The sequence below is a fragment of the Streptomyces sp. CT34 genome (genome assembly GCF_000805335.1).
Classification (GTDB): Bacteria; Actinomycetota; Actinomycetes; order Streptomycetales; family Streptomycetaceae; genus Streptomyces.
On record NZ_KN708638.1, the window covers coordinates 2,751,753 to 2,766,791 of the forward strand.

Here is a 15,039-nt window from a genome sequence, read left to right on the forward strand (position 1 = left end):
GATCGCCGCGGCCATCGGCTCCTCGATGATGTGGACCTGGCGGGCGCCGGCCTGGGTCGACGCCTCGATGACCGCGCGGCGCTCAACTCCCGTGATTCCGGAGGGAACGCAGACGACCACCCGCGGGCGGGCGAGGTAGCGCCGCTTGTGGATCTTCAGGATGAAGTAGCGGAGCATCCGCTCGGTGATCTCGAAGTCGGCGATCACGCCGTCCTTCAGCGGCCGTACGGCGACGATGTTGCCGGGCGTCCGGCCGATCATCTTCTTCGCCTCGGCACCTACGGCCAGGATGCCACCGGTGTTGGTGTTGATGGCCACGACCGACGGTTCGTTGAGAACGATGCCGCGGCCCCTGACGTACACCAGCGTGTTGGCGGTCCCGAGGTCGACAGCCATGTCACGGCCGATGAACGACATGTTGTTCCCCATGAGGATACGTCTGGCCTTCCCAACTGGAGCGAATGCTTACTTTGAGGTCGGCAGGAGGTGATGCGCTGTGAGGCGCGGAAGCCCCCATCGTAGTTCGTAGTGTTACCCACCCGAACACGCTGGGAGGCCGTTCCGCCATTGTCAGCCGTACACGCACCCGCCCCCCTCAATGGTGACGTCGTGTCGCGGGGATGCGTTCCCCCGATCGTGTCGTGTACACCAAGGGGCGACCGATGATTTCACCGGTCGCCCCTGGTCACAAGGGGGTTGGGTACCAATGGCGCGTCAGGAAATACCGGGGAAGAAAATCTTGATCTCGCGCTCGGCGGACTCTTCGGAATCCGAGGCGTGGATCAGATTTTCCCGGGTGATCGTTCCGAAGTCCCCACGAATGGACCCACTCGGGGCGGCAATCGGGTCAGTGGGCCCGGCCAGCGCCCGTACGCCCTCGATGACCCGCTCCCCCTCGACGACCAGCGAGACGACCGGGCCGGACGACATGAACTCCACCAGCGGCTCGTAGAAGTCCCGGCCGACGTGCTCGGCGTAGTGCTGCTCCAGAAGGGCGCGGTCGAGCGTGCGCAGCTCCAGCGCGCTGATCGTCCAGTTCGCCTTGCGCTCGATCCGGCCGATGATCTCGCCGATCAGGCCGCGCTTGACGGCATCGGGCTTGAGAAGGACGAGGGTGCGCTGGCTCACGAAGGGACTCCCTGTATATGAACGACGGTCAGCGGTGCCTTGAGGCTACCGGCTGCGCACGGGCCGTACGGTGCCGGGCCCCGGCGGCCGGGCCCGGCTCAGCCCGCGGCGGACGATTCGGCCGCGAACCGGGCCTTCGCTTCGTCGATCTTGCGGCCGAAGTGCACCGACGCCCACCACAGAGCGGCGAAGACACCGCCGAGGAAGTACATCGTGGGGATGACCAGGCCGCTGGCGATCAGGCCGATCTGGAGCACCCAGCCGAGCTGGACGCCGCCGGGGCGGTTCAGCATCCCGCACAGCAGGACGCTCAGCAGCATGGCGATTCCGCTGACCGTCCAGATCGTGGCCGCCGGCAGATCGGTGAGCTGCATCGCGACCAGACCGGCGAAGCCGATCACGAAGAACTCCCCTATCAGGGTGCTGGCACACAGCGTGCGCATGGTCAGTTCCTTCCCAGGAGCAGCCGGGCCTCGCCGACCGTGATCACCGAGCCGGTCACCAGCACGCCCGCGCCGGAGAACTCGCCCTCTTCCTCGGCCAGCGTGATCGCCGCCTCCAGGGCGTCGTCCAGCCGCGGCTCGACCTGGACCCGCTCGGCGCCGAAGACCTCGACGGCGACGGCGGCCAGCTCGTCCGGGTCCATCGCACGCTGGCTGGAATTACGCGTCACCACGACCTCGGCGAAGATCGGCTCGAACGCCTCCAGGAAGCCCCGGACGTCCTTGTCGGAGCTGGCCCCGACGACGCCCACCAGCCGGCTGAAACCGAACGCCTCGGTGACCGCCTCGGCCGCCGCCCGCGCGCCCGCCGGGTTGTGCGCGGCGTCCAGCACGACCGTGGGGCTGCGCCGGACCACCTCCATCCGGCCGGGCGAGGCGACCGCGGCGAACGCGGAGCGGATGGTGTCGATGTCGAGGGTGCGGGCGTGCTCGGAGCCGACGCCGAAGAACGCCTCGACGGCGGCGAGCGCGACCGCGGCGTTGTGCGCCTGGTGGGCGCCGTACAGCGGCAGGAAGATCTCCGGGTACTCGCCGCCCAGCCCGCGCAGCGTCAGCATCTGGCCGCCGACCGCCACCTCGCGGGAGAGCACCCCGAACTCCATGCCCTCGCGGGCGACCGTGGCGTCCACCTCGACGGCGCGCTTGAGCATCACCGAGGCGGCGTCCACCGGCTGCTGGGCGAGCACGACCGTCGCGTCCTTCTTGATGATCCCGGCCTTCTCGCCGGCGATCTGCTCGGGCGTCTCGCCGAGGCGGTCGGTGTGGTCCAGCGCGATCGGGGTGATCACCGCGACATCGGCGTCGATGACGTTGGTCGCGTCCCAGGTGCCGCCCATGCCGACCTCGACGACCGCCACGTCCACCGGGGTGTCCGCGAAGGCCGCGTACGCCATCGCCGTCAGCACCTCGAAGAAGGAGAGGCGGTATTCCTGCTGGGCGTCGACCATCTCCACGTACGGGGCGATGTCGCGGTAGGTCTCGATGAAGCGCTCGGCGGAGATCGGGCTGCCGTCCAGGCTGATCCGCTCGGTGATCGACTGGACGTGCGGGCTGGTGTACCGGCCGGTGCGCAGCTCGAAGGCGCAGAGCAGGGCCTCGATCATGCGGGCCGTGCTGGTCTTGCCGTTCGTCCCGGTGATGTGGATGGACGGGTACGCGCGCTGCGGGCTGCCCAGGATGTCCAGCAGGGCGACGATGCGCTGGACCGACGGGTCGAGCTGGGTCTCGCCCCAGCGGCCGGCCAGCTCCTCCTCGACGGCGCGCAGCGCGCGGTCGACCTCCGGGTCGGCGGGGCGGGCCGGGACCTGCTCCCCCTGCGGCGGTCCGGCCTGCGCGCGCAGGGTCCGGCTGCCGGCCTCGATCACGGCGAGGTCGGGGTCGCGTTGGGTCTCGGCCTCGACCATGTCGTCGAAGGCGTCGGTCGGGTCGGGGTCGTCGTTCTGGGGGCGCTCGCTCACGACGACAAGTCTACGAGCCACCTCTGACAGCGGGCACGCTGCGCCGCCCCCGCTCCCGCCGGGGCGGCCCTCGCGCCGCCGGTCAGGACAGCGCCGCCTGCATCATCGCCTTGGCGATCGGGGCCGCCAGCCCGTTGCCGGAGACCTCGTTGCGGGCCGCGTGCCCGTCCTCGACCATCACGGCGACCGCGACCCGGTGCCCCTTGCCGTCATCGGCGTACGAGACGAACCAGGCGTAGGGCGTACCGCTGTTGTTGACGCCGTGCTGGGCGGTGCCCGTCTTGCCGCCGACGGTCAGTCCGTCGATCTGCGCGTTGGAGCCGGTGCCCTTGTCCACGACCGTCTCCATCGCCGACCGCAGCTGTGCCGCGGTCCGCGCCGACATCACCTGGTGGTAGGTCTTCGGGCCGTTCTTCTGGACGGTGTTGCCGCCGCCGTCGGTGAGCCGGTCGACCAGCTGCGGGGCCTTCAGGTCGCCCCCGTTGGCGATCGCCGAGGCGACCATGGCCATCTGGAGCGGCGTCGCCTGGTCGTTGAACTGGCCGATCCCGGAGAGCGCTGTCTGCGCCTGGTCCATGTCCGACGGGTAGACGCTCTTGGCCGCACGGACCGGGACGTCCGTCTTGCCGTCGTTGAAGCCGAACTTCTCGGCCTGCGCCCGCACCTTGTCCTTGCCGAGGTCGACCGCCATCTTCGCGAAGACGGTGTTGCAGGAGTACTGGAGCGCGGTGCGGATGGTGGCGTTCTCGCAGGGCGCCGAGGAGCTCTCGTTGGTGAGCTTGGTGCTGGTGTCGGGCAGGGTGTACGGGTCGGGGCTGTTGGTGGGCTGGTCCACGGAGGAGTACAGGCCGTTCTCCAGCGCGGCGGCGGCGACCACCAGCTTGAAGGTGGAGCCGGGCGGCAGCGGCTGGCGCAGCGCGCGGTTCAGGTTCGGCTGCCGGCTGTCCTGCGACATCGCCTGCCAGGCCTTCTGGTCGGCGGTGCCGGACCCGGCGAACTTCCCCGGGTCGTACGACGGGGTGCTGACCATGCCGAGGATCCGGCCGGTCGCCGGGTCGAGCGCGACGGCGGCGCCGCTCTTGCCGCCGAGGGCGTCGTAGCCGGCCTTCTGGACCTTGGGGTCGATGGTGGTGGCCACGTCGCCGCCCCTGGGCCGCTCGTGCAGCAGCGAGTCGGCGGGGGTCTGGAGCCGGCTGTCGGTGCCGCCGAGCAGGTCGCCGTAGAGGCTCTCCAGCTGGGTGCTGCCGAAGATCTGCGAGGAGAAGCCGGTGACCGGGGCGTAGAGCGGGCCGTTCTTGTAGGTCCGCTTGTACTTCAGGCCGGCGTCCGTGGCGGCCGAGCCGGTGACCGGCTGCCCGCCGACGAGGATGTTGCCCAGCGGTGCCGAGTACTTGGCGATCGCCACCCGCGGATTGTGCGGGTCGTCGCGGTAGTCACTAGCCTTGGCGCCCTGGATCCAGGTGGCCCAGCCCATCAGCGCGAGGATCAGTGCGAGGCAGAAGACCGACACCCTTCGCAGTGGCTTGTTCATGGGCGCGGCTCCTCGGACTGGACGTGCGTTTTCCGCCGGAACTCCGGCATTCCGGTCCACGGTGCCTCGGCTTCATGAGAGCGCCATGAGAAGGGCGTACAACCGCGATGTGAGCCATCAGTCCGGTGGACGGGACAACCTTTCCGCCCTGATCGGCCCTCTTCCTCGGCGGGGTCTGCATGCCCCCGGAGTTCACACGACCGCAGCGGTCGGGAAAGCAGGAGCTGAAGACGCGTGCCGGCAATCAGTCAGCGGATGCATTTGGTGCTGCTCACCGCCTGGACCGTGCTGTGGTTCATCGTCGTGGAGCCGCACGGCGGCTTCTCGTGGCACTACCTGCGCACCGGCGGTGAGCTGATCTACCAGGGCAGCTCGGGCGACGGCACCGGCGGCCTCAACCTGTACGCGCACCACCCCGAGCTCCAGATGGGGCCGATCAGCTTCCTGACGGCCGGGCTGTTCAACCCCTTCCCCGAGGCCACCGGGCAGTTCCTGGCCGCGGCGCTGATGTCCGCGCTCGGCCTGGTCATCGTGGTGCTGGCCGGCCGCAGCGCCGCCCACCACTTCCTGGGCACCGGCACCAACCACCAGCGGCTGCGGCAGCGGGTACTGATCGCCGGGCTGGCCTTCATCCCCATGTGGATCGAGGTCGCGGTCCGCTTCGGGCACCTCGACGACGTACTGGCGCTGTTCTTCACCGCCCTCGCGGTGCGCGCGGTCACCCGCGGCAGCCCCGCGCTGACCGGTGCCTGCCTGGCCTTGGCGATGGACTCCAAGCCCACCGCGCTGGCCTTCGTCCCACTGCTGCTGGCGCTCCCACGGGACAAGTGGCTGCGCGCGGCCCTCTGGTGCGCGGGGCTGGTCGCGCTCGCCTGGCTGCCGTTCTTCCTCGGCGACGCCCAGTCCTTCGCCGCCGCCAAGTTCACCATCCCCAACCACCCGGCCTCCGCGCTGCGTTGGCTGGGCGTCGCCGACCCGAAGACCCCCGGCTGGGACCGGCCCGCGCAGTTCGCCCTCGGGCTCGTCCTGGGCGCGATAGCCGTCTGGCGCGGCCGGTGGGCGGCGGTGGTCCTACTGGGCGCCAACGCCCGGATCGTGCTGGATCCCAGCGTCTACACGTACTACACCGCCTCGGTGCTGCTGGGCACGCTGCTGTGGGACGTCATCGGCCAGCGCCGGCTGGTCCCGTGGTGGAGCTGGCTGGCCGTGATCATCCTCTACGGCAGTGTCTTCGTCGTCCCGGACGACTCTGTCCGCGGGCTGATCCGGCTGGCGTTCGTCGCGGTCTCCACCGGGTACGTGCTGCTCTGGCCGGTACGGGAGCGGGGCGGGCGCGGCGGGCGGCGGGGACGGCGCAGGCCCCCCGCCCGTACGGACGAGGGGCCTGAACTGCCCGCGGACGAGGAGCCTGCGGGCCGCGGGCCGGTGAACCCCGCGGTCCAGGGGCCTGCGGGCCCCGCGGACCAGGGGCCGGTCCCCGGCACGGGGCCGCTGCCCGGCGCCTGGACGCAGCCGTCGGCTACGCCGTGGGCAGGCCCGCCAGCTGCGCGGTGATCCGGACGATGTCCGCCTCCGCGGCTGCCAGTCGGCCGCGGATCTTCTCGACGACGTGCTCCGGCGCCTTGGCCAGGAACGCCTCGTTGCCGAGCTTCCCGGTGGCCTGGGCCTTCTCCTTCTCGGCGGCGGCCAGGTCCTTGGTGAGCCGCTTCCGCTCCGCCTCGACGTCGATGGCGCCGGACAGGTCCAGGGCGACCGTGGCACCCGCGACCGGCAGCGACGCGGTGGCGCTGAAGCCGTCGCCGGCCGGCTGGAGCCGCAGCAGCGACCGCATCGCGGCCTCGTGCGTCGCCAGCGCCGTACCGGACAGGTCCAGCCGGGCCGGGACCTTCTGGCCGGGCTGGAGCCCCTGGTCGGAGCGGAACCGGCGGACCTCGGTGACGACCTGCTGAACGGTCTCGATCTCCCGCTCGGCCGCCGCGTCCCGGAAGCCGCCCGGGGCGTCGGCCCCGGGAACGGCCACGGCCCGGGGCCAGTCGGCGATCACCACCGACTCGCCGCCGGTCAGCGTCGTCCACAGCGTCTCCGTGACGAACGGCACGATCGGGTGCAGCAGCCGCAGCGTGACGTCCAGCACCTCGCCCAGCACCCGGCGGGAGGCGTCGGCGGCCGGGCCGCCCGCCATGAACGTCGTCTTGGACAGCTCGACGTACCAGTCGAAGACCTCGTCCCAGGCGAAGTGGAAGAGGGTGTCCGACAGCTTGGCGAACTGGTAGTCGTCGTAGTACGCGTCGACCTCGGCGACGACCGCGTTGAGCCGGGAGAGGATCCACCGGTCGGTCGCCGACAGGGCTTCCGCGGGCGGGAGTTCGCCCTCCACCGTCGCGCCGTTCATCAGCGCGAAGCGGGTGGCGTTCCAGATCTTGTTGGCGAAGTTGCGGGAGCCCTGGACCCAGTCCTCGCCGATCGGGACGTCGACACCGGGGTTGGCGCCGCGGGCGAGGGTGAAGCGGACGGCGTCCGAGCCGTAGGCGTCCATCCAGTCCAGCGGGTTGACCGCGTTGCCGAAGGACTTGGACATCTTCTTGCCGAACTGGTCGCGGACCATGCCGTGCAGCGCGATGGTGTGGAACGGCGGGGTGCCGTCCATGGCGTACAGCCCGAACATCATCATCCGGGCGACCCAGAAGAAGAGGATGTCGTAGCCGGTGACCAGGACGGAGTTCGGGTAGAACTTCCCGACGCTCGGGGTCTGCTCGGGCCAGCCCAGCGTGGAGAACGGCCACAGGCCCGACGAGAACCAGGTGTCGAGGACGTCGGTGTCCTGGTGCCAGCCCTCGCCGGTGGGCGCCTCGTCGTCCGGTCCGACGCAGACGACCTCGCCGTTCGGGCCGTACCAGACCGGAATGCGGTGGCCCCACCACAACTGCCGGGAAATGCACCAGTCGTGAAGGTTGTCGACCCAGCCGAAGTACCGGGACTCCATCTCCTTGGGGTGGATCGCGACCTTGCCCTCGCGGACCGCGTCGCCCGCGGCCTTCGCCAGCGGGCCGACCTTGACCCACCACTGCATCGACAGCCGCGGCTCGATGGTGGTCTTGCAGCGCGAGCAGTGCCCGACGGAGTGGGTGTACGGGCGCTTCTCGGCGACGATCCGGCCCTCGGCGCGCAGCGCGCCGACGATCGCCGACCGGGCCTCGAAGCGGTCCAGCCCCTGGAACGGGCCGTGCGCGGTGATCACGCCGCGCTCGTCGAGGACGGCCAGGCTCGCCAGGCCGTGGCGGCGGCCGATCTCGAAGTCGTTCGGGTCGTGCGCCGGCGTGACCTTCACCGCACCCGTGCCGAACTCCGGGTCGACGTGCTCGTCCGCGACGACCGGGATGCGGCGGCCGGTCAGCGGCAACTCGATCTCGGTGCCGACGAGGTGGGCGTACCGCTCGTCCTCGGGGTGGACGGCGACGGCGGTGTCGCCCAGCATCGTCTCGGCGCGGGTGGTGGCGACGACGATCGCGGTGTCCCCGTCCCCGTACCGGATCGAGACCAGCTCGCCGTCGTCGTCCTGGTACTCCACCTCGATGTCCGAGATGGCGGTCAGGCAGCGCGGGCACCAGTTGATGATGCGCTCGGCGCGGTAGATCAGCTCGTCGTCGTAGAGCCGCTTGAAGATCGTCTGGACGGCCTTGGAGAGGCCCTCGTCCATGGTGAACCGCTCGCGGGACCAGGCCACGCCGTCGCCCAGGCGCCGCATCTGCCCCGAGATCTGGCCGCCGGACTCGTTCTTCCACTGCCAGACCCGCTCGACGAACGCCTCCCGGCCCAGGTCGTGCCGCGAGACGCCCTCCTTGGCGAGCTCCCGCTCGACGACGTTCTGGGTGGCGATGCCCGCGTGGTCCATACCCGGCTGCCACAGCGTCTCGTACCCCTGCATCCGCTTGCGGCGGGTGAGGGCGTCGATCAGCGTGTGCTCGAAGGCGTGGCCCAGGTGCAGCGAGCCGGTGACGTTCGGCGGGGGGATGACGACGGTGTACGGCGGCTTGTCGCTCTTCTCGTCCGCCTCGAAGTAGCCCCGCTCTACCCAGCGCTCGTACAGCGGCCCCTCTACCTCGGCCGGCGTGTACTGAGTCGGCAGTTCGGGGACGCTGTGCTTGGGCTGCTGAGTGTTCTCGGTCACGACCGACAGTGTACGGGCGGGAATGTAGCGGCTTCGAATCGGTTTCGCCCCCGGGGCACCGGTTGTCAGCGGCGTCGTACAGGATGTCGGCAGCGCACCACCACCATGCACGGAATTTCCGCGGCATCAGCAGTCACGAGGGGAACCGCTCCATGAGCTTCAACCAGCCGCCTCCCGGCCCGTACGGGCAGCAGCCCCAGCAGCCGGGTCCCTACGGCCAGCCGCAGCCGCCCGCCCCGCAGCCCGGCCACGGCTATCCGCAGCAGGGCGGCCAGGTCCCTCCGCAGCAGGGCTACGGCTACCCCCAGCAGGGCGACCAGGTCCCGCCGGCGCAGGGTTACGGCTACCCCCAGCAGGCCCCTCAGCAGCAGTACGCCCAGCCGCAGCAGCCCCACTTCGGCCAGCAGCCCCCGTACGGCGGCCAGCAGACCCCCTACGGGATGATCCCCGACACCCCGGAGACCGGCGGCGGCAACGGCAAGAAGATCGGCATCATCGTCGGCGCCGTCGCCGTCGTCGCGGCGATCGGTGTGGGCGTGTACTTCGTCTTCGGCTCGGGCGGCGATGTGAAGCCGTACACGATCTCGCTGGGCGACAGCCTGCTGAGCGGGCAGTTCCACAAGCAGGCGACGAACGGCGGTGCCGGCACCCAGGACTTCGCCAACAACAAGGACGCCAAGGCGCTCGGCATCACCAACAGCAAGGGCGTCACCGGCAATTACAAGGACGGCAGCGGGCTGCAGATGAACGTGGTCGGCATCTACGGCAACATCGCCGACCCGCAGGGCGCGGTGACCAAGATGTTCGCCAAGGTCGACGAGGGCTCGAAGCAGGAGGCCGAGCAGCAGCACGGCAAGATCGAGGACGTCACGCCCGTCACCGCGTTCTCCCCGAGCGACTTCGACGGCGCGGTCATGAAGTGCCGGACGCAGAAGATCAGCTTCTCGACGGGCGGCGTGAGCGCGTCCGTCAACGCCTCCACCTGCATCTGGGGCGACAGCAGCGCGCTGGGCGTGGTCCAGATGATCGCCATGCCGGACCCCCGCGGCGCCAGCTCCGCCACCACCCCGAGCGCCAAGGACCTCTCGGACAAGACCGCCAAGGTCCGGAACGAGGTCCGCAAGGACAAGTAGCGGGTCGAAGGAACGGGTCCGCACACGAGAACCGCCCGGCAGCAACTCCGCTGCCGGGCGGTTCTGTTGTACGTGAGGAGGGCGGACGCTAGGCGCTCTTCTCGTGGGGCTCGCCCGACTCGCCGCGGTTGCGCGGGACCAGGGTCGGGTTGACGTTGGAGTGCACCACGTCCTCGGTGATGACGACGCGGGCGACGTCCTTGCGGGACGGGATCTCGTACATCACCGCCTGGAGGACCTCCTCCATGATGGCGCGCAGCCCGCGGGCGCCGGTGCCGCGGAGGATGGCCTGGTCGGCGATGGCCTCCAGGGCCGGGCGGTCGAAGTCCAGCTCCACACCGTCGAGTTCGAAGAGCCGCTGGTACTGCTTGACCAGGGCGTTGCGCGGCTCCACCAGGATCTGGAGGAGCGCCTCGCGGTCCAGGTTGTGAACGGAGGTCAGGACCGGGAGGCGGCCGATGAACTCGGGGATCATGCCGAACTTCACCAGGTCCTCCGGCATGACCTCCTGGAGCTGGTCCTTGGACTCGACCTCCCGCTTGGAGCGGATGGTGGCGCCGAAGCCGATGCCCTTGGCGCCGGACCGGGCCTCGATGATCTTCTCCAGGCCGGCGAAGGCACCGCCGACGATGAAGAGGACGTTGGTGGTGTCGATCTGGATGAATTCCTGGTGCGGGTGCTTCCGGCCGCCCTGCGGCGGGACCGAGGCGGTGGTGCCCTCCAGGATCTTCAGCAGGGCCTGCTGGACGCCCTCGCCGGAGACATCGCGGGTGATCGACGGGTTTTCGCTCTTCCGGGCGACCTTGTCGATCTCGTCGATGTAGATGATGCCGGTCTCGGCCTTCTTGATGTCGAAGTCCGCGGCCTGGATCAGCTTGAGGAGGATGTTCTCGACGTCCTCGCCGACATAGCCGGCCTCGGTCAGCGCGGTCGCGTCCGCGAACGCGAAGGGGACGTTGAGCATCCGGGCCAGGGTCTGCGCGAGCAGCGTCTTGCCGGAGCCGGTGGGGCCGAGCAGCAGGATGTTGGACTTGGCGAGTTCGATGCCCTCGTCGCCGCGGCCCGGTCCGTTCTCGCCCGCCTGCACCCGCTTGTAGTGGTTGTAGACGGCCACCGAGAGCGCCTTCTTGGCGGGCTCCTGGCCGACGACGTAGCCGTTGAGGAACTCGTAGATCTCGCGGGGCTTGGGGAGTTCCTCCCAGCGCACCTCGGAGGTCTCGGCGAGCTCCTCCTCGATGATCTCGTTGCAGAGGTCGATGCACTCGTCGCAGATGTACACACCAGGCCCCGCGATGAGCTTCTTCACCTGCTTCTGGCTCTTTCCGCAGAACGAGCACTTGAGCAGATCGCCGCCGTCACCGATGCGTGCCACGAGGTGAATCCCCTTCGCCTGGGATCCGCATTGCTCCGCGGACCCGGGTGCTTGCCTATCGACGGTACCTTGCCGGGCCCCCCGTACGGGCCCCCCTTGGACCGACTCGGTTCACTCGGTCCAAGGGGGCAACACTCCGGCGCATTTCGCGAAGATCGCGATCAGACGGAGACGGAGGTCTTCCGCGTCGAGACGATCTGGTCGACCAGACCGTACGCCAGGGACTCCTCGGCGGTCAGGATCTTGTCGCGCTCGATGTCCTCACGGATCTTCTCGATCGGCGTGGACGAGTGCTTGGCCAGCATCTCCTCCAGCTGCTGGCGCATCCGCTGGATCTCGCGGGCGGCGATCTCCAGGTCGGAGACCTGGCCGCGGCCGGTCTCGCTGAACGGCTGGTGGATCAGGACCCGGGCGTTGGGCAGCGCCATCCGCTTGCCGGGGGTGCCGGCGGCGAGCAGCACGGCCGCGGCGGAGGCCGCCTGGCCCATGCAGACCGTCTGGATGTCCGGCTTCACGAACTGCATCGTGTCGTAGATCGCGGTGAGCGCCGTGAAGGAGCCGCCGGGGCTGTTGATGTAGACCGAGATGTCGCGGTCCGGGTCCATCGACTCCAGGCACAGCAGCTGCGCCATGACGTCGTTGGCGGAGGCGTCGTCGATCTGCACGCCGAGGAAGATCACCCGCTCCTCGAAGAGCTTGGCGTAGGGGTCGTACTCACGGACGCCCTGCGAGGTGCGCTCGACGAAGCGCGGGACGATATAGCGGGACTCGGCGGTCATGCCGGAGAACTCGGCCTGAGGGCGCTCGTAGAGGCCGCTTCCGGGGAAGTTGTTCATCTGGGGGTTCACCGTCCTGGTGGCGAAGGGGCTGGGGTCGACTGCGAGGCGTGAATCCGGGGATCAGGCCCCGGTGCCGCCCCCGCCCGGGACACTGGCGGCGGAGTGCATGACTTCGTCGATGATGCCGTACGCCTTGGCCTCCTCGGCGCTGAACCAGCGGTCACGGTCGGCGTCCTTGGTCCACTGCTCCAGCGTCTGGCCGGTGTGGTGCGCGGAGAGCTCGCCCAGGCGCTTCTTCGTACGGAGCAGCTGGTCGGCGTGGATCTTGATGTCCGAGGCCGAGCCCGCCAGGCCGGCGGAGGGCTGGTGGATGAGGATCTCGGCGTTCGGCAGCGCGAAGCGCTTGCCCGGGGTGCCGGCGCTCAGCAGGAACTGGCCCATCGAGGCGGCGAGGCCCATGGCGATGGTGACCACGTCGTTCTTGATGTACTGCATGGTGTCGTAGATCGCCATGCCGGCCGGGACCGAACCACCCGGGGAGTTGATGTAGAGGTAGATGTCCTTGTCCGGATCAGCGGCGAGGAGAAGCAGCTGCGCCGTGATCTTGTTGGCGATGTCGTCGTCGACCGGCTGGCCGAGGAAGATGATCCGCTCGCCGAGCAGCCGGTTGTAGACCTGGTCGCCGAGGCCACCGAAGGTCGGCTCAGCGGCGGCGGAAGGCATCGGGATCGTCACGTGTCCACCTGCTCGTTGTCGGACGGCTCGCGACCGTCTCAGCGTCGTCTTCTGGGGCGCGGGGACCGGCGCCGTGTGGTGCGCCCGGCGCGCGTTCGGAAACTCCCCTGCCCTCGTATCTACGGACCCTAACGCGCAGGTCGGACAACGCCATCCCGCAGCGAGAACTGTTCGCTGTGAGCGCAGGCTCACCGACCGGGATGACGTACGGGCCCGAACACGCACACGTGCGTGTTCGGGCCCGTACTCAGAGCTCGAAGAGCCCGGGGAGCCCCCGGACGGCCGGGGCTCAGCCCTCGGTCTTCGCGGCCTCCTCGACCTTCGCCTCGGCGCCCTCGGCCTCGGCGACGACGGCCTCGGCGGCCTCGGTCTCCTCCTCGTCCTCCAGGTCGACGACCTGGCCGTTGGAGTCCTTGACCGTGGCGGCCTCGACGACCACCGCGAGGGCCTTGCCGCGGGCGACCTCGCCGACCAGCATCGGGACCTGGCCGCCCTCGACGACCGCCTGGGCGAACTGGTCCGGGCTCATGCCGGAGGACTGGGCGCGGCGCATGAGGTGCTCGGTGAGCTCCTCCTGGCTGACGTTCAGCTTCTCCTTGTTGACCAGCTCGTCGAGGATGAACTGGGTCTTGATGCCCTTCTCGGCCTGCTGCCTGGTCTCGGCGTCGAACTCCTCCTCGGTCTTGCCCTGGATCTCCAGGTACTTCGCGAGGTCGAGGCCCATCTGGCCGAGCTGGTGGTGCTCCAGGTTGTGCTTGCGGGTCTGGATCTCGTCCGCGAGCAGCTTCTCCGGCATCGGCACCTGGACGAGCTTGAGCAGCTCGTCCAGGACCTTCTCCTGCGCCTGGGTGGCCTGGTCGTACTTCTTCATCTGCTCAAGGCGCTTGCGGCTGTCCGCGCGCAGCTCCTCAAGGGTGTCGAACTCGCTGGCCAGCTGCGCGAAGTCGTCGTCCAGCGCGGGCAGTTCGCGGGACTTGACCTCGGTGACGTCGACCTTGACCTCGGCCTCCTTGCCCTGGGCGGAGCCGCCCTTGAGCTCGGAGGTGAAGGTGGCGCTGCCGCCGGCCTCCAGGCCCTTGACGGCCTCGTCGATGCCGTCGAGGAGCTCGCCGGAGCCGACGGTGTACGTGACGCCCGTGGCGACGCCGTCCTCCAGGACCTCGCCGTCGACCTTGGCCTCCAGGTCGACGGTCAGCACGTCGCCGTCCTGGGCGGCGCGCTCGGCCGGGGTGGTGGTGGCGAAGCGCTCACGCAGCTGCTCGACGGACTTGTCGACGTCCTCGTCCGACACCTCGACGGCGTCGACCTCGACCTCGATACCGGAGTAGTCCGGGATCTCCAGGGCGGGGCGGATGTCGACCTCGGCGGTGAAGGCCAGCAGCTCGTTGTCCTTGAGCTCGGTGATGTCGACCTCGGGCTGGCCGAGGACGTTCAGCTCAGCCTCGTTGACCGCTTCGGTGTAGAACTTCGGGAGCGCGTCGTTGACGGCCTCTTCCAGGACGGCGCCGCGACCGAACCGCTGGTCGATGACGCGGGCCGGGATCTTGCCCCGACGGAAGCCCTTCACCGTGACCTGCTGGTTGATCTTCTTGTACGCCGCGTCGAGGCTGGCCTTGAGCTCCTCGAAGGGCACCTCGACAGTGAGCCGAACCCGAGTCGGGTTCAGGGTCTCCACGGCGCTCTTCACGGTTCGGTCTCCTTGGGGCTGACTTCTGGGGTTTTGCCTGAGATCTTCCGGTTCCGGCAGATTCAGATCTTCCGGGTCCGGCAGATCCCGGCCCGGCCGATCGCGCCCGGTACAAAAGACACACAGGCACGCAGCTTGCATAGTAACCGCAAGGAGGAGGGCACCCACAACGCGATCTCGAACGGCCGTCGAGCGATCTCGAACGGCCACTGACGCCGTCTCCGCGGCGCCGGGCGGGTACCAACTGGTCGGGGTGGCCGGATTCGAACCGACGACCTTCCGCTCCCAAAGCGGACGCGCTACCAAGCTGCGCCACACCCCGTCGGTGCGACACGTAGGGTACATGGCCGCGGACTCTGCGGCTGCCAGATTATCCGGAGCGCGATGCGGTGTGCGGCGGACCGCCCTGACCCGCTACGATGCTCTGCGTGCCGAGGTCCAGCGACCGTCGGCACTCGCGGGCGTAGCTCAATGGTAGAGCCCCAGTCTTCCAAACTGGCTACGCGGGTTCGATTCCCGTCGCCCGCTCCGAATCGGCCCCCGGGC

General features: G+C 69.5%; 12 protein-coding genes and 2 tRNA genes. 3 read left to right on the forward strand and 11 right to left on the reverse strand.

The genetic code is table 11. From position 1 onward, the window contains the following. The 5 genes from RZ84_RS40980 to RZ84_RS12160 form a co-directional block, all read right to left on the reverse strand. The coding region (locus RZ84_RS40980) for a rod shape-determining protein (protein ID WP_241778039.1) at positions 1 to 417 on the reverse strand (417 nt) is incomplete at its 3' end. A gap of 297 nt (positions 418 to 714) precedes the next feature. Continuing rightward, a complete protein-coding gene (gene ndk / locus RZ84_RS12145) occupies positions 715 to 1,128 on the reverse strand; it encodes a nucleoside-diphosphate kinase (protein WP_043264332.1) in 414 nt (137 codons plus the stop codon). A gap of 98 nt (positions 1,129 to 1,226) precedes the next feature. Continuing rightward, positions 1,227 to 1,571: a DUF4233 domain-containing protein gene (locus RZ84_RS12150; protein ID WP_043264333.1), complete on the reverse strand. Its 345-nt coding sequence runs from the start codon at positions 1,569 to 1,571 to the stop codon at positions 1,227 to 1,229. A 2-nt stretch (positions 1,572 to 1,573) separates the two neighbouring features. Next, the gene (locus RZ84_RS12155) at positions 1,574 to 3,088 is read right to left on the reverse strand and encodes a bifunctional tetrahydrofolate synthase/dihydrofolate synthase (protein ID WP_043264334.1); all 1,515 of its coding nucleotides are present in this window, start codon (positions 3,086 to 3,088) and stop codon (positions 1,574 to 1,576) included. A gap of 82 nt (positions 3,089 to 3,170) precedes the next feature. After that, positions 3,171 to 4,619 (reverse strand): peptidoglycan D,D-transpeptidase FtsI family protein, encoded by a 1,449-nt coding sequence (locus tag RZ84_RS12160; RefSeq protein WP_043264335.1) that lies wholly within the window; start codon positions 4,617 to 4,619, stop codon positions 3,171 to 3,173. 255 nt (positions 4,620 to 4,874) lie between these two features. On the opposite strand from RZ84_RS12160, the gene RZ84_RS12165 reads away from it, so the two are divergent. Further along, on the forward strand, positions 4,875 to 6,173 hold the full coding sequence (locus RZ84_RS12165; RefSeq protein WP_043264336.1) for a membrane protein: 1,299 nt from the start codon (positions 4,875 to 4,877) through the stop codon (positions 6,171 to 6,173). Here RZ84_RS12165 and RZ84_RS12170 read toward each other — a convergent pair. After that, a complete protein-coding gene (locus tag RZ84_RS12170) occupies positions 6,139 to 8,787 on the reverse strand; it encodes a valine--tRNA ligase (protein ID WP_043264337.1) in 2,649 nt (882 codons plus the stop codon). The genes RZ84_RS12165 and RZ84_RS12170 overlap by 35 nt on opposite strands. 152 nt (positions 8,788 to 8,939) lie before the next feature. On the opposite strand from RZ84_RS12170, the gene RZ84_RS12175 reads away from it, so the two are divergent. Then, a complete protein-coding gene (locus RZ84_RS12175) occupies positions 8,940 to 9,920 on the forward strand; it encodes a hypothetical protein (protein ID WP_043264338.1) in 981 nt (326 codons plus the stop codon). Positions 9,921 to 10,008: 88 nt separating this feature from the next. Here the strand turns inward: RZ84_RS12175 and clpX are convergent, their stop codons facing one another. From clpX to RZ84_RS12200, 5 genes are all read right to left on the reverse strand, one after another. Then, a complete protein-coding gene (clpX, locus tag RZ84_RS12180; RefSeq protein WP_043264339.1) occupies positions 10,009 to 11,292 on the reverse strand; it encodes an ATP-dependent Clp protease ATP-binding subunit ClpX in 1,284 nt (427 codons plus the stop codon). 161 nt (positions 11,293 to 11,453) lie between these two features. Next, on the reverse strand, positions 11,454 to 12,128 hold the full coding sequence (locus RZ84_RS12185; RefSeq protein WP_043264340.1) for an ATP-dependent Clp protease proteolytic subunit: 675 nt from the start codon (positions 12,126 to 12,128) through the stop codon (positions 11,454 to 11,456). 63 nt (positions 12,129 to 12,191) lie between these two features. Next, positions 12,192 to 12,794, reverse strand: coding sequence for an ATP-dependent Clp protease proteolytic subunit (locus RZ84_RS12190; protein ID WP_107068262.1), 603 nt, complete (start codon positions 12,792 to 12,794; stop codon positions 12,192 to 12,194). A gap of 301 nt (positions 12,795 to 13,095) precedes the next feature. Further along, on the reverse strand, positions 13,096 to 14,493 hold the full coding sequence (tig, locus tag RZ84_RS12195; RefSeq protein ID WP_043264342.1) for a trigger factor: 1,398 nt from the start codon (positions 14,491 to 14,493) through the stop codon (positions 13,096 to 13,098). 245 nt (positions 14,494 to 14,738) lie between these two features. Continuing rightward, positions 14,739 to 14,815: transfer RNA gene (locus RZ84_RS12200), tRNA-Pro, on the reverse strand. A gap of 135 nt (positions 14,816 to 14,950) precedes the next feature. Between RZ84_RS12200 and RZ84_RS12205 the strand changes: the two genes are divergently transcribed. Continuing rightward, positions 14,951 to 15,021, forward strand: a tRNA-Gly gene (locus RZ84_RS12205). Positions 15,022 to 15,039: the final 18 nt, after the last annotated feature.

Bases quoted from the DNA above. Each gene is read 5' to 3' on its own strand.
- RZ84_RS12150 (WP_043264333.1), bottom strand. From the start codon at position 1,571: ATGCGCACGCTGTGTGCCAGCACCCTGATAGGGGAGTTCTTCGTGATC.
- RZ84_RS12160 (WP_043264335.1), bottom strand. From the start codon at position 4,619: ATGAACAAGCCACTGCGAAGGGTGTCGGTCTTCTGCCTCGCACTGATC.
- RZ84_RS12165 (WP_043264336.1), top strand. From the start codon at position 4,875: ATGCATTTGGTGCTGCTCACCGCCTGGACCGTGCTGTGGTTCATCGTC.
- RZ84_RS12175 (WP_043264338.1), top strand. From the start codon at position 8,940: ATGAGCTTCAACCAGCCGCCTCCCGGCCCGTACGGGCAGCAGCCCCAG.
- RZ84_RS12185 (WP_043264340.1), bottom strand. From the start codon at position 12,128: ATGAACAACTTCCCCGGAAGCGGCCTCTACGAGCGCCCTCAGGCCGAG.
- RZ84_RS12190 (WP_107068262.1), bottom strand. From the start codon at position 12,794: ATGCCTTCCGCCGCCGCTGAGCCGACCTTCGGTGGCCTCGGCGACCAG.